General features: G+C 64.9%; 14 protein-coding genes. 7 read left to right on the forward strand and 7 right to left on the reverse strand.

The window, feature by feature from the left end; genetic code table 11:
• Window positions 1–18: 18 nt before the first annotated feature.
• From EYB42_RS11685 to EYB42_RS11715, 7 genes are all read right to left on the reverse strand, one after another.
• Window positions 19–858: a cobalamin B12-binding domain-containing protein gene (locus EYB42_RS11685; protein WP_135450291.1), complete on the reverse strand. Its 840-nt coding sequence runs from the start codon at window positions 856–858 to the stop codon at window positions 19–21.
• Window positions 859–1,071: 213 nt separating this feature from the next.
• The gene (locus EYB42_RS11690; protein WP_135450292.1) at window positions 1,072–2,055 is read right to left on the reverse strand and encodes a Gfo/Idh/MocA family protein; all 984 of its coding nucleotides are present in this window, start codon (window positions 2,053–2,055) and stop codon (window positions 1,072–1,074) included.
• Window positions 2,056–2,103: 48 nt separating this feature from the next.
• Window positions 2,104–2,724 (reverse strand): class I SAM-dependent methyltransferase, encoded by a 621-nt coding sequence (locus EYB42_RS11695; protein WP_135450293.1) that lies wholly within the window; start codon window positions 2,722–2,724, stop codon window positions 2,104–2,106.
• Window positions 2,725–2,798: 74 nt separating this feature from the next.
• Window positions 2,799–3,554, reverse strand: a complete 756-nt coding sequence (gene pssA / locus EYB42_RS11700; protein ID WP_135450294.1) for a CDP-diacylglycerol--serine O-phosphatidyltransferase — start codon at window positions 3,552–3,554, stop codon at window positions 2,799–2,801.
• Between the two features lie 3 nt (window positions 3,555–3,557).
• A complete protein-coding gene (locus EYB42_RS11705) occupies window positions 3,558–4,250 on the reverse strand; it encodes a phosphatidylserine decarboxylase (RefSeq protein ID WP_135450295.1) in 693 nt (230 codons plus the stop codon).
• Window positions 4,251–4,335: 85 nt separating this feature from the next.
• On the reverse strand, window positions 4,336–5,232 hold the full coding sequence (gene rpoH, locus EYB42_RS11710) for an RNA polymerase sigma factor RpoH (RefSeq protein WP_135450296.1): 897 nt from the start codon (window positions 5,230–5,232) through the stop codon (window positions 4,336–4,338).
• 340 nt (window positions 5,233–5,572) lie between these two features.
• Window positions 5,573–6,607, reverse strand: coding sequence for an RluA family pseudouridine synthase (locus tag EYB42_RS11715; protein ID WP_135450297.1), 1,035 nt, complete (start codon window positions 6,605–6,607; stop codon window positions 5,573–5,575).
• On the opposite strand from EYB42_RS11715, the gene EYB42_RS11720 reads away from it, so the two are divergent.
• The 7 genes from EYB42_RS11720 (at window position 6,606) to EYB42_RS11750 (ending at window position 14,028) form a co-directional block, all read left to right on the forward strand.
• Window positions 6,606–6,920: a DUF6476 family protein gene (locus tag EYB42_RS11720; RefSeq protein WP_135450298.1), complete on the forward strand. Its 315-nt coding sequence runs from the start codon at window positions 6,606–6,608 to the stop codon at window positions 6,918–6,920. The genes EYB42_RS11715 and EYB42_RS11720 overlap by 2 nt on opposite strands.
• Window positions 6,921–7,151: 231 nt before the next feature.
• On the forward strand, window positions 7,152–8,588 hold the full coding sequence (locus EYB42_RS11725; RefSeq protein WP_135450299.1) for an amidase: 1,437 nt from the start codon (window positions 7,152–7,154) through the stop codon (window positions 8,586–8,588).
• A 76-nt stretch (window positions 8,589–8,664) separates the two neighbouring features.
• Window positions 8,665–9,726 (forward strand): ABC transporter ATP-binding protein, encoded by a 1,062-nt coding sequence (locus tag EYB42_RS11730; protein ID WP_135450300.1) that lies wholly within the window; start codon window positions 8,665–8,667, stop codon window positions 9,724–9,726.
• Window position 9,727: 1 nt separating this feature from the next.
• On the forward strand, window positions 9,728–10,642 hold the full coding sequence (locus EYB42_RS11735; protein WP_135450301.1) for an ABC transporter permease: 915 nt from the start codon (window positions 9,728–9,730) through the stop codon (window positions 10,640–10,642).
• On the forward strand, window positions 10,635–11,438 hold the full coding sequence (locus tag EYB42_RS11740; protein WP_135450302.1) for an ABC transporter permease: 804 nt from the start codon (window positions 10,635–10,637) through the stop codon (window positions 11,436–11,438). The genes EYB42_RS11735 and EYB42_RS11740 overlap by 8 nt, the downstream gene beginning before the upstream one ends.
• An 18-nt stretch (window positions 11,439–11,456) precedes the next feature.
• Window positions 11,457–12,485, forward strand: coding sequence for an extracellular solute-binding protein (locus EYB42_RS11745; protein WP_135450303.1), 1,029 nt, complete (start codon window positions 11,457–11,459; stop codon window positions 12,483–12,485).
• Window positions 12,486–12,567: 82 nt separating this feature from the next.
• Window positions 12,568–14,028 (forward strand): amidase, encoded by a 1,461-nt coding sequence (locus EYB42_RS11750; protein ID WP_276605859.1) that lies wholly within the window; start codon window positions 12,568–12,570, stop codon window positions 14,026–14,028.
• Window positions 14,029–14,041: the final 13 nt, after the last annotated feature.

Here is a 14,041-nt window from a genome sequence, read left to right on the forward strand (position 1 = left end):
TTCCGGCCCGAAGGCCTGTCACCGGAAAAGCCCGTTCAGATAGTCCAGATGCCCGGCCAGCAGCGCCGCCCCTTCTTCGATGTCCCTGGCCCCGGCATCTGCGTCAACCGCGTTTGCGACTTCGGGATCATCGGCAACGATCGTGCCGCCCAGAATGATCCAGACCTGCGGGCAGCGCATCCTCAGCGCCACGATCAGCCGCGCGGCGGGCAGGATCCTGCTTTGCATCGACACCGAAAGTCCCACCATGCTGGGCTTGAGAGAGGCGATCTCTTCCACCAGTTCTTCGTGTTCCAGCCCCACGCGCAGGGCGATATCCCACCCCTTTCGTCGCAGGGTATCGGCGGCAATCATCACCCCCAAGCCATGCACTTCGCCCGGAACCGTGGCAAACACGGCCTCGGCCCCGCGCGGGGCACGAAGGCTTTCGGAAATGAAGACAGCACGCAACTCGCGCAGGATCGAATAGACCCGCCCTGCTGCTATGATCACCTGGGCTGCCGTTGCCTCGTCTCTTTCCCAACGGTCGCCAAACTGGCACACGGCCCCGGCGATATAAAGGTGATACAGTGTATCGGTCGGCATCCCCCCAAGCCGGGCCTGATGCACCAGATCTGCTGCCGCCGTCTCGTCGCGGGACAACAGGGCGTCGCACAGCAGGTCGATCTCCGAACGAAGCGACAGGTTCGTCCGCCGCTCGATGTGCGTGCCGGCGCGCGAGACCCGCAGAATCACCTCGCGCGCCAGAATGCGCAGCGCCGCCACCGGCAACTGTTGTCCGCGACGTTCCAGATAGTCCCTTGCGCGCAGGATCGGCGGAGCCAACGGACCGGGAAATACTGCGTGATCTTCGGACATTGGCAGACTTTCCGGCAGAAGAGACCATGGCGAACGAAGCGCGGCAACGGCCACCAGCAAAGGACGACTGGCGAAACACCGGGACAAGTCGCCCGAGACGAGGCAGCGCCAAACTTCCGTCCGACCATATCACAGCAGCGTGAAAGTCGAGCAGTTTTCGCAAAACCGGGTCGAAAAGGTTTACACCTTGCCTGCGGCCCGACGGCGGCAGGTTCAGATATCCACGGCCACGTCGTAGACCCGATCCATCATCGCCTGGGTGCCGCGCACGAATTCCAGCGGGCAGGGATAGGCGGCACCTTCGCGCACCGTCCGACAGAAGGCCTCGACCTGCAGCTTGTAGTGGTTTGCCGTCGGAAAGCGTTCGACGATCACCCGGTTCCCGTTCTGATGCAGCTCTATCTCGGCCAGATCGTTGACATTGGCGTTGAAGGGGCCGCCTTCCAACCTGATCATCCCCTTCGTTCCCTGGAAGGTTGCGACCTGACGGTTGTACATGCGCATCGACGTCATCGAGCCATAGGTGAAACGACCCCGCGGCCCCTCCATCACCGCCGCCACCTGGGCAAACACGTCCACCCCGTTCTCGCGTCGGACCCGGGCCGACAGGTCCACGGGTTCCGCCCCGGTCACGAACCGGGTGCAGCCGAAGGTATAGACACCGATGTCGCGCAGGCTGCCGCCACCGGTTTCGGGACGGTTGCGAATGTTGCCGGCCTCGGTCAGGTTGAAGCTGAAGGCCACATCGGCATGAACCAGTTCGCCGATCTCGCCGGCCTCGAACAATTCCTTTGCGCGCTGCCACTGTGGATGGTGGACGATCATGTAGGCCTCGGCCGCCAGAAGTCCGGTCCGGTCGCGCGCGGCGATGATCTGGTCGATCTCGCGCGCCTTCAGCGCGATTGGCTTTTCCGTAAGCACATGCTTGCCGGCGGCCAGGGTCTTCAACGTCCATTCCACATGCATGTGGTTCGGCAGCGGAATGTAGACCGCGTCGATGGACGGATCGGCCAGTAGCGCCTCGTAGCTGTCATGCACGGCAAGGGTCGGGCAGAACGCGCGGAAGCCTTCGGCCTTGGCCGGGTCCGATGTGGCAAGCGCGGCAAGCTCTGCGCCCTCGGCGGCATGAATCGCCGGCGCCATGTGTTCCCGCGCAAAGCGGGCCGCACCCAGAACACCCCATCTGACCGGTTGCATGACCTGACCCTCCGCTGACATGTCAGAGGCAATAGGTCAGATTCGGCGTCATGCTGCAAGCCGTCGAAAGCGCAGGAAGGTCATCAGGCCGAAGGGGCGGACCTGGCGCTGTTCCTCCAGCTTCAGTCCGGGGTGGCCGAGAACCCGGTCGATGGGAAAGTCGGAATGCCAGCCCAGAAGGTTCGCAAGCGGCGCTGCCAGCCGTTCGGCAAGGCGCCAGCCCTCGGCCCGGCCCGCGAAATGGTTCGCAATCAGGACCGAGCCGCCTGGCCGGCAAAGACGCACCATCTCGTCCAGCACGCGCTCGGGCTCGGGCACGACAGACATGATGTGCATCGCGGCGACATGGTCGAAAGACGCCTCCGGCAGGTCTATGGCTCGGGCGTCCATCTGGTAAAGCCCAGCAACATTGCGCAGGCCCAGCGTCCGCGCGCGCCGCTCGGCCGCGCGCAGCATTTCGGACGACAAGTCGATGCCTGTGACCTGCACCTTAGGGCTGTAATAGGACAGGGCGAGGCCGGTGCCGATGCCGACCTCGAGCACCGCGCCGCCTTGCGCATTCACATGCTGCGCGGCCAGCAGGCGCCCGCCTTGGGTGATTCGTCCGAAAGCCAGGTCATAGACCGGTGCCCAGCGACGGTAGGTCCTCTGGATGGCCTCTACCTGCATGCGTAGGTTCCCCTTGGACGTTCAACCCAAGAATGCGCAGCCCGGCAGGTTATGCAAGAGGAAACGGCCCCTCGTCAGGCAGGGGGCGCCTTCGGCACGCGCAATCCTCGCAGGAAAAGATAAAGGATCCCCGAAAGATATACCAATGTCATTGCCGTCAGTGTGACCCAGGGATAGGTCAGCACCGCCGCGACCAGCACCACGGCCCCGACCAGGGCATAGCGGGCATAATCCGCAGCGATCGTGATGCGCTTCAGCGAGGGTGTGCGCACACGGCTGATCATCAGGGCACCGACGGTCATCATCCAGATCGCCGTCATCGCCGGCGGCAACTGAAGCGCGCCTTCGGTCGCGCGGGTCAGGTAAATCGGCAGAAGCACCAGCATGGCCCCGGCGGGCGAGGGCACACCGATGAAGCTGGTTTTCTCGGCGGCCTCGCCTGCCGCACGGCTGCCGACGTTGAAGCGGGCAAGCCGCAGCATGCAGCAGACGGCATAGACCAGGACCGCGATCCAGCCGAAGCTGCTTTCCGGGCGCAGTCCCCACAAATACAGGACCAGCGCCGGGGCGACCCCGAAATTCACCAGATCACACAACGAATCCAGCTCGGCCCCGATTGCGCTTTCCGATTTCAGCATTCGCGCAAGCCGGCCATCCAGACCATCCAGCGCCGCAGCCACCCCGATCAGCAGCACCGCCATCGACACATTGCCGCCGATCGCATAACGGATCGCCGTCAGCCCGGCGCACAACGCGAGGATCGAGACGAAATTCGGCAGCAGCTTCAGCAGAAGCATGTTGCGCGGCGCTTCGCGGGGCTGGCTGGCCATGGCCTATTCGATCCGAGCGGCGCGGGCGGGGACATCCTGCCCAATGAAGGCGATCACCGTTTCGCCTGCTACCATGGTCTGGCCCAGCGCCACCTGCGGGGTCACCCCTTCGGGCAGATAGACATCCAGCCGGCTGCCGAAGCGGATCAGACCGAAACGCTCTCCCGTGCGCAGCATCTCGCCCGGCTGGACCCAGCAGAGGATGCGCCGCGCAACAAGGCCGGCGATCTGCACCACCGCAATCCTGCGGCCATCGGCCATCTCGATCGCCAGCGCGTTGCGTTCATTTTCCTCCGAGGCCTTGTCAAGCGAGGCGTTGAAGAATTTGCCCGGCCGGTAGGCGACGGCCGTGACCTTGCCGGCGATGGGCGCGCGGTTCACATGGCAGTTGAATACCGACATGAATACCGAAATGCGCACAAGCGGTTCCGGCCCCATGCCCAGCTCCGCCGGCGGCACGGCGCGTTCGATCAGGCTGACCACCCCATCGGCAGGGCTGACCAGCAGACCGGCGTTCTCTGGAACCGCGCGGCGTGGGTCGCGGAAGAAGTAATAGCACCAGACGGTCAATCCGACCCCCAGCCAGCCCAGGGGTTCCCAGATTAGGAACAGCACCAAGGTCGCTGCCGCGAATGCGGGGACGAATTTCCACCCCTCGGGGTGCATCGGCTTGAGGAAGGTATCGGTCATCTTCATGCCGCGCGGTCTAGCGTCCTGCGGCGCGCAGGGCAAACGAAAAGGCCGTGACCCGCGGCCACGGCCCTTTCCGTTCGGCACGGCCTTACGCCGGGACGGCCATGCCCTTGCCCTTGGCCAGTTCGCGCATCTTCGCCTGAAGCTTCTCGAAGGCGCGCACCTCGATCTGGCGGATGCGTTCGCGGCTGACGCCGTAGCTTTCCGACAGTTCCTCCAACGTCACAGGCTCTTCCGACAGACGACGGCGCGTCAGCACATCCTTTTCGCGGTCGTTCAACACGCTCATCGCCTGCGCAAGCAGTTCGCGGCGGGCGTCGAGTTCATCCTTTTCGGCGTAGGCCTCGGCCTGGTCGCTGTCCTCGTCCTCCAGCCAGTCCTGCCACTGGGTCGAGCTGTCGCCGTCCGAGCCGACCGTTGCGTTCAGGCTGGCGTCCGAGCCCGAGAGCCGGCGGTTCATGTCGATGACCTCTTCCTCGGAAACCGACAGGTCATGCGCGATCTGCTTGACGTTCTCGGGACGCAGATCGCCTTCCTCCAGCGCGCCGACCTTGGCCTTGGCCTTGCGAAGGTTGAAGAACAGCTTCTTCTGGGCACTTGTCGTGCCAAGCTTCACCAGAGACCAGGACCGCAGAATGTATTCCTGGATCGAGGCGCGGATCCACCACATCGCATAGGTCGCAAGGCGGAACCCCTTTTCGGGATCGAACCGCTTGACCGCCTGCATCAGACCGACGTTCGCCTCGCTGATGACCTCGGCCTGCGGCAGGCCATAACCGCGATAGCCCATGGCGATCTTGGCAGCCAGACGCAGGTGGCTGGTCACCAGCTTGTGCGCGGCCTCCGGGTCCTGATGATCGACCCAGCGCTTGGCCAGCATGTATTCCTCTTCCGGCTCCAGCAGCGGGAACTTGCGGATTTCCTGCAGATAGCGGTTCAGCCCCTGTTCGGGACTGGGTGCAGGAAGGTTGGTGTAGGTGCTCATGTCGTGCCCCCTCTGTTCGCCCGGTGCGACTGCGCCCCCGGGCGGACGGTCGAACCTAAGTATTGCGGCATCCGATCGCAAGCAGTGTAGCCCGGATCGGCCGATTTTGAACCGAGATGTTCATTTGACACCCTTATGTGAAGCTTTGTGACATTCCTTTCACGGGAATGTCAGGCTTGTTGCAGGGCGCGGCATACGTCGCACTGACTGACATGCCGCGTAAGCACTGAACGGGGGCCTGCAGGGTCTCCGGCACTGGTGGCCCCATGGCGGGCAGTACCATGGGGCGACAACAGGGCCTCTCGTGGCAGGCGGCAAGGCGGCAAACGTTCCGCCGGGGCTAGGTCCCGCGCAGGGCGGCGATCAGATCTGCCATGTCGGCAGGCAGGGGCGCGGCAAATTCCAGACGTTCCCCGGTCACCGGGTGGTCGAATCCCAGCGTCGCGGCATGCAAGGCCTGGCGGGGAAATGCGTTGGCGATCTCTGCCCCTGGCGCCGTGCCGGCCAGCCTGCGCCGCCCGCCATAGGTCTGATCGCCGATCAGCCCATGGCCCGCATAGGCCATGTGGACGCGGATCTGATGCGTCCTTCCCGTCTCCAGCCAGCATTCGACCAGCGCCGCCTGCATGCCGAAGGGCTCTGCCACCCGCAGGCGCGTCACGGCGTGGCGGCCTTCCTCCCATACAACGGCCTGGCGCTGCCGGTCGGTGCGGTGCCGGGCAAGATTCGTCGCAATGCGGATCACGCCACCTGTTTCCATCGTGACCCCGCGCAACCCGCGCAGCCGCGGGTCAGAGGCCATGGGAACCCCATGCACGACGGCCAGATAGCGGCGGGTGACGGTGTGTTCCTCGAACTGGCGGGCCAGGCCGTGATGCGCACGGTCGGACTTGGCGACGACCAGAAGGCCCGATGTATCCTTGTCGATCCGGTGCACGATGCCCGGCCGCCGCTCCCCCCCGACACCCGAAAGCGTGTCACCGCAATGATGCAGAAGCGCGTTCACCAGCGTGCCCGACGGGGTGCCCGGCGCGGGGTGGACGACCATGCCGACAGGCTTGTCGATGACGATCAGATCGGCATCCTCCCAGATGACAGCCAAGGGAATCGGCTCGGGCTGGATCTCGACCGGAAGGGCCGGATCAAGGCGGATGATGTAGACCTCGCCTGGTGCCACCTTGGCCTTCAGGTCGGTGACAGGCTGCCCGTCGCGGCTGACGGCGCCTTCCGCGATCATCCGGGCAAGGCGCGAACGGGAAAGCGCCGCTCCCTCTGGCACGGCGGCAGCAAGGGCCTTATCAAGACGGACGGGGGCGCCGTCGCCGATGGTGACGGAAAGGCTGCCGGTGTCCTCGTCATCAAAAGGCTCGCCCATGTCTGATTCCACAGATGCCCCCGATCCGGCCCTGCCGCCCAGCCTGCGGCTATTGAAGTGGCTGGTCGTCGCGCTGACACTGACGATGATCGGCGGCGTCATAACCGTCGTGGCGCTGCTTGTCACCCGGATGCCGCAGGCGTTTTCGGCCGTTGGTCCGCACCTGCCGGAGGGTATCGTCCTGCCCGAGGGGGCCGAGGCGCAGGCGGTGACCTTCGGCGAGGGCTGGATTGCGGTGGTGACCGCGGATCAGCGCATCCTGATCTTCGGGCAGGACGGGCGGTTGAAGCAGGAAGTGGCGCTGAGCGACTGAGGAGCACCCGGAAGCGGGACGATTGCCATGCCGTCCAGCTGGCGCGGCAGGGATCCGGCGCTGCCCTTGCGCGATCAACATCCCGACAGGGTGCCGCAATGCTGCCTGCAAGCCGGGATGATTTCGCGGCAAGCAAGCCTTGGGTGGCGGAAACACGCCTTCGGGTGGCGGGGATGGGCATGACCCCAGGGGTTTGCGACGGCAGGGTTGGGCGACTGGATGGAGGACAGGATGATCGGCGATCTGGGTGCGACGGATGCGACAGAACTGGCGGGGCTGGTGGCAAGGGGCGAGGTAACGCCAGAGGAACTTCTCGATGCGGCGCTGGCCGCAGTCGAGGCGCGGAACCCCGCGATCAACGCGGTGGTGCTGATACAGGAAGATGTCGCGCGGAGATCCATTGCCGAAGGCTTGCCGCCGGGGCCGTTCCGGGGGGTTCCGTTCCTGATCAAGGATCTGGGCGTCGAGGCAAGGGACTTTCCGTCCCACAACGGCAGTCGCCTGCTGGCCAACACGCGCTATCCGGGGGATTCCAGCATCTTCACACGGATGAAGGCGACGGGGGTGGTGACCTTCGGCCGCACCACCAGCCCGGAAGGCGGGATCGGCGCCGCAACCGAGGCCGCCGTTTACGGCGGGCCGACGCGCAACCCCTGGAACCTTGACCGCACGCCCGGCGGATCATCTGGCGGAGCTGGGGCGGCGGTTGCTGCGGGAATCGTGGCCTTTGCACACGGCTCGGACGGCGGGGGATCGGTGCGGATTCCCGCTTCATCCTGCGGGCTGTTCGGGTTCAAGCCCACGCGCGCCCGGCTGCCGGACGGGCCCTATGCGGGCGAAGGATGGGCGGGAATGGCGATCGACGGGTTTCTCACGCGCTCGGTCCGGGATACGGCGGTGATGCTGGACGCCTGCGAGGGCGCGGACCTGGGCGCACCCTACTGGGCTCCGCCGCTCGACCGCGGCCATGCGGCGGCGATCAGCCGCCCGCCCCGGCGGCTGCGGATCGGAATCTGCGACACGACCTTTACGGGAGAGCCGATTCATCCCGAGGTGGCCGATGCCGTCCGCGCGACGGGACGTCTGCTGGAGGCGCTGGGGCATCATGTCGAACCCGCCCGTCCTCAGGCCGACGTGCCGGGCATGATGCGCGCCTGGACCGATATCGTCGCCGTAGGCACAGCACTGGGGATCCGCAGCGCCCTTAAGGGGCGTCCGCTGACCCCGGATCTCGTCGAAGGCGTCGGGCGCGGGGCCGTCGCCCATGCCGAGACGCTGCACCCGACCCGCTATCTGGAGGCAGTGGGCCAGATTCACGCCTTCGGACGCGAGATGGCGCGTTTCTTCGATCGGGGCCCCGACATTCTTCTGTCTGCCACCCTGGCCGAACCGCCGGCAAGGGTGGGCCGGTTCAACCACGCGACCGAGGATTACGTCGCCTATCGCACAGGGCCGGAAGGGATTTTTGCCTATTCCCCCTTCTGTGCCGTCTTCAACGCCAGCGGCCAGCCCGCCGCCAGCCTGCCCCTTGCATGGTCGTCGGATGGCCTGCCGATCGGCATTCATCTGGCCGCCGCATTCGGGCAGGATGAAACCCTCATCGCTTTGTGCGCAGAAGTTGAGCGCGCCACGCCTTGGGCGGAAAAACGTGCGCCGATGGCAGCATGAGGGGAAGGAATCGCTTGTCACCGGCGGCTTGCCCCGCCCAATATGATCAAAACATGACCTTGGGGAGGGTCCGGGATTGACCGAGGCAGTTACGATCTCTGCCCGCAATGTGGTGAAGGCTTTCGGCCAGGGTGCGAATGTCGTCCGTGCGCTGGACGATGTGTCGGTCGATATCCGGCGCGGAGAGTTCTTCACCCTCCTTGGCCCTTCGGGTTGCGGCAAGACCACGCTGTTGCGGCTTATTGCGGGGTTCGAGATGCCGACCGAAGGCACGATCCTGCTCGACGGGGCCGACATCACCACCCTGCCCCCGAACAAGCGACCGGTGAACACGGTATTCCAGAGCTATGCGCTGTTTCCGCACCTGACGGTGGCGCAGAACGTGGCCTTCGGGCTTGAGATGCTGGGCCGACCGACGGCTGAGGTCAAGGCACGCACGTCCGAGATGCTGGCTCTGGTGAAGCTCGAGGCCATGGCGGGGCGCAAGACCAGTCAGCTGTCGGGCGGCCAGCAGCAGCGGGTGGCGCTGGCGCGTGCTCTTGCGCCGCAGCCCAAGGTGCTGCTTCTGGACGAACCCCTGTCGGCCCTTGACCTGAAGCTGCGCAAGGAAATGCAGGTCGAACTGAAGCGCCTGCAACTTGAGACCGGCATCACCTTCATCTTCGTGACCCACGATCAGGAAGAAGCCTTGACCATGTCCGATCGCATCGCGGTGATGAGCGCCGGCAAGATCCAGCAGGTCGGGACGGCAAAGGACATCTACATCCATCCGAAGAACCGCTTCGTCGCCAGTTTCATCGGCGACACGAATTTCCTGCACGGCCAGGCCGAGGCGGGGGCACTGCGGCTGGGCACGGGCGAGCGGATCGAGGTGCCCGGACTGTCTGCCGGCGGCACGGTGACAGTCAGCGTCCGCCCCGAACAGGTTCGGCTGGTGCTGCCCACCGACGGGCTGAAGGCGACGGTCGGCAACCTGGTCTATTTTGGCACCGACACGCATTGCCACCTGCATCTTGCTGACGGCACCGAAGTTGTCGCACGGTTGCAGAGCCCGGCCTCTGGTGATGCGGGGCTGACCCCGGGCCAGGTGGTCGGAATCCGCTTTGCCGAGGGCGCGGTGCAGCGGGTGGAGGACTGAGATGAGCCCCGCCGAAGAGAATGCGATCCGCCAATCCGCCCGCAACGGCTGGCTGCTTTCGGCGCCGGCGCTGATCGTCCTGTTCCTGGCGGCCTCGGGTCCGCTGCTGATCGTGGTCTGGTATTCCTTCCTGACCGCGAACGATACGGGCGGGGTGATCCACAAGTTCTCGACCGACGGCTGGGTAGGGATCCTGTTCAGCTACGACATCTTCGAGGAAAAGTGGGTGCTGGCCGATGCGCACCTGACCATCTTCTGGCGCTCTGTCTGGCTGTCCCTGGCCACGACGGCGCTGACCTTCGCCATCGGCTTTCCCACGGCATGGTTCATCGCAACCCGGCCCGCGAAGGAACGTGCGCTGTGGCTGTTCCTGATCACGATCCCGTTCTGGACGAACCTGCTGATCCGGACCTTCGCGATCAACGAGGTTATCCGCAACGAGGGCATCCTGAACACGGCCCTGATCTGGGCCGGACTCATCGAGACGCCCCTGCGCATCAACTATACCGAGACAGCGGTGCTGATCGGTATGACATATGTCTATCTGCCTCTGATGGTGCTGCCGCTCTACGCCACCATAGAACGGTTCGACATGCGACTGCTTGAGGCCGCCTATGACCTTTACGCCAGCCGCTGGCGCACCCTGCGGCAGGTGATCCTGCCCATCGTCAAGCCGGGGATCATCGCCGGCTCGATCCTTGTCTTCGTGCCATCGCTGGGCGCCTATGTCACGCCGCGCATCCTGGGGGGCGGCAAGAACATGATGATCGGCAACTTCATCGAACTTCAGTTCCTGCAAGGGCGGAACTGGCCGCTGGGTGCGGCGCTGTCGGTGACGCTGCTGGTGATCGTGATGGCGGCGCTGCTGGTATACGTTCGCGTCGCCAGCCGCGACCGGGGGACGGGCCATGGCTGAGAAGGGCTTTCAGATCAACCGTCTGCCCGGCTTTGCCACCATTGCCGTGGCAGCCTTCGTGCTGCTTTACCTGCCGATCGTCACGCTGGTGGTCTATTCCTTCAACGCCTCGAACTCGGTCGCGGTCTGGGGCGGCTTCTCGCTGCACTGGTATGCGGACGCATGGGCGAACCAGGCAGTCAAGGACGCTACGGTGCGATCGCTGGTGATCGGTGTCTCGGCAGCCTTCCTGTCCACGGTCCTTGCCACGCTGGCGGCACTGGGAACCACGCGGCGCAGGGCCTTCCGGGGCCAGACCTTCATCTATGTGATCATCAACCAGCCTCTCATGGTGCCCGAAGTGGTGACCGCGGTCGCGCTGATGATCTTCTTTGGTATCATCAAGGTGGCGACGGGCTATCAGGGCCTGGGCTACCTGATCGCGGCACATACCGCTTTCTGCATTCCCTTCGCCTATCTGCCCATCCGGGCGCGGTTGGAAAGCATGGACCTGACGCTGGAAACCGCAGCCGCCGACCTTTACGCAACGCCCTGGCAGACGTTCCGGCGCGTGACGCTGCCAAACCTTGCCCCGGGCATAACGGCAGGGGCGATGCTGGCCTTCGTGATCAGCCTTGATGACGTGGTGATCACCGAATTCGTCAAATCCGGCGGACAGGACACGCTGCCAACCTATATGCTGGGCCAGCTGCGCCGGGCCTTCACGCCCGAAGTCAATGCGATCTCGACCATGCTTCTGGCGGTGACGGTGGTTCTGCTGACTGCCTTCTTCCTGCTGACGCGCAAGAAAGACTGACCAACTGGGAGACCAAGAATGAAACAGCTTCTATCCGCAACCGCGATGCTGCTGGCCTCGGCCACACTGGCCGCAGCCGAGGGGCAATTGCAGCTTTACAACTGGGGCAATTACACCAGCCCCGAGTTGCTGGCCAAGTTCGAGAAGGAGACGGGGATCAAGGTCACCGTCACTGACTATGACAGCAACGACGTGGCCCTTGCCAAGGTCGAGGCCGGCGGGTCGGGGTTCGACCTTGTGGTGCCCTCGGCAAATTATGTGCCGATCTGGATCGAGAAGGGCCTGATCCAGGAACTGGACCTGACAAGGCTGCCCAACCACAAGAACATTGCGCCCGAATGGCAGAACGTCGATTGGGATCCGGGCCGCAAGTTCACCATTCCATGGCAGTGGGGTTCCACCGGGATTGCGGTGAACACCAAGGTCTATTCGGGCGACATCAACACCTCGGCCGTCTTCCTGGACGTACCGCCGGAACTGGTCGGCAAGATCAACGTCGTGCCAGAGATGAACGATATCGTTGCGCTGGCAACGATGTATGTGGGTGGCAAGCCCTGCAGCGAAGACCCCGAAATCATGAAGAAGGCCCGCGACGCGCTGCTGGCCGCCAAGCCCAACTGGATCAGCATGGATTACGGCGCGACCGAGCGTCTGTCGAACGGCGACTGGGCTGCATCGGTCAACTGGAACGGATCGACCATGCGGGTCAGGATCAACACCAATGGCGACGTGCAGTATGGCTACCCCCGTGAAGGCTATCCGCTGTTCATGGATTCGGTTGCGCTGCTGTCGGATGCCAAGAACGTGGATGAGGCCTACAAGTTCCTGGACTTCATCATGGTGCCGGAGAACGCTGCGCTGATCTCGAACTTCGCGCGCTACGCGAACGGGATCGCCGGCTCGGAAGAGTTCATGGACCCCGAGATGCGTGACGCCCCCGAGGTGATGATCCCGGAAGAACACAAGGCAGCGGGTGTCTTCCTGCCTACCTGCACGGGCAAGGCGCTGGAATATATCACGGCCATCTGGACCGAATTGCAAAAGTAGGCCGCCGCCTGCGCTGTGCCGGGGCCGCCTTGGCCCCGGCACGATCCTTTCGTGACGCGGCCCGCTGGCCGCAGATAGGGGCCTGCCCCGACCCGCAGCGAACAATTCGAGAAAGGCAGCCATGCTGGAATGGTCGGCCACCAGGCTTTCCGACGCGATCCACAAGCGGAAGGTCGCGCCGTCCGAGGTGATGGCAGTCTGGCTGGCGCAGGTTGAGGCGGCGAACAGAACCGTCAACGCCCTTGTATCGCTGCGCGATCCCGATGTGCTGATGGCAGAGGCCCGCGCACTGGATGACGCCATACCCGCGGGCTGGCTGCACGGCTTTCCCTTCGCGGTGAAGGATCTGGTCGCAACGGCTGGCATCCGGACGACATGGGGATCGCCGCTTTACCGCAACCATGTTCCGACACAGGACGATCTGGTTGCAGCCCGGCTGCGCGCTGCCGGGGCGGTGCTGGCAGCCAAGACGAACGTGCCGGAATGGGGACAGGGCTCGCATTCTTTCAACCCCGTGTTCGGCGTCACCCGGAACCCTTACGATCCGGCGCGCAGCGCGGGTGGATCTTCGGGCGGGGCAGCGGCGGCCCTGGCTTGCCGGATGGCCTGGGTGGCAGACGGGTCGGACATGATGGGGTCGCTCCGCAACCCCGCCGCCTTCTGCAACGTCTATGGCTTCCGTCCGACTTGGGGCCTTGTGCCGCAGGATGCCGAGGGCGACACCTATCTTGCCACGCTGGCCACCGACGGCCCCATGGCGCGGACGGTCGAGGATGTGGCGCACCTGCTTCTGGTACTTGCGGGCAAGAATCCCGAGGTTCCCTTTCCCCGCGCCGTGCCGGATGTCTTGTCGGGGCTCGACCGCGGGATGACGGGGTGCCGCATCGGCTGGCTGGCCGACTGGGGCGGCGCCTATGCGATGGAGCCGGGGATACTTGGCCTGTGCGAGGCCGCGCTTCGGCAGATGCAAGAGATGGGCGCGGTAGTCGAGCCACTGGCGCCACCCTTTCCGGCGGAAAGGCTCTGGTCCTCCTGGGTCACCCTGCGCGCCATGCTGAACGCCGGGGGCAAGCGCGCCCTGGCCGAAGACCCGGCAAAGCGCGCCCTGACCAAACCCGAGACGATCTGGGAAATCGAGCAGGGCATGGGTCTGTCGGCACAGGCCGTGCATGAGGCCAGCGTGATCCGCAGCCGATGGCACGCCCAAGCGGCGCGGCTGTTCGACCGCTACGATGCGATTGTCCTGCCCTCGGCCCAGGTCTGGCCTTTCCCGGCCGAATGGCGCTGGCCGCAAGAGATCGCAGGGCGGCGGATGGACACCTATCACCGCTGGATGGAGGTCGTGGTGCCCGCCAGCCTGATCGGCCTGCCTGCCCTCTCGGTGCCGGTTGGATTCTCCGATAGCGGTCTGCCGATGGGCATGCAGATCATTGGCCGTTCCGGTGATGACGCCGGGGTGCTGGCGATCGGCCAGGCCTGGCATAGGGCTACCGAGTGGCCACAGAAGCGCCCGCCTCTGGCGGCAGGCGCGGATTCGCGCTAGGGCTTCCGAAAAG

The sequence above is a fragment of the Tabrizicola caldifontis genome (assembly GCF_004762095.1).
GTDB lineage: Bacteria > Pseudomonadota > Alphaproteobacteria > Rhodobacterales > Rhodobacteraceae > Tabrizicola > Tabrizicola caldifontis.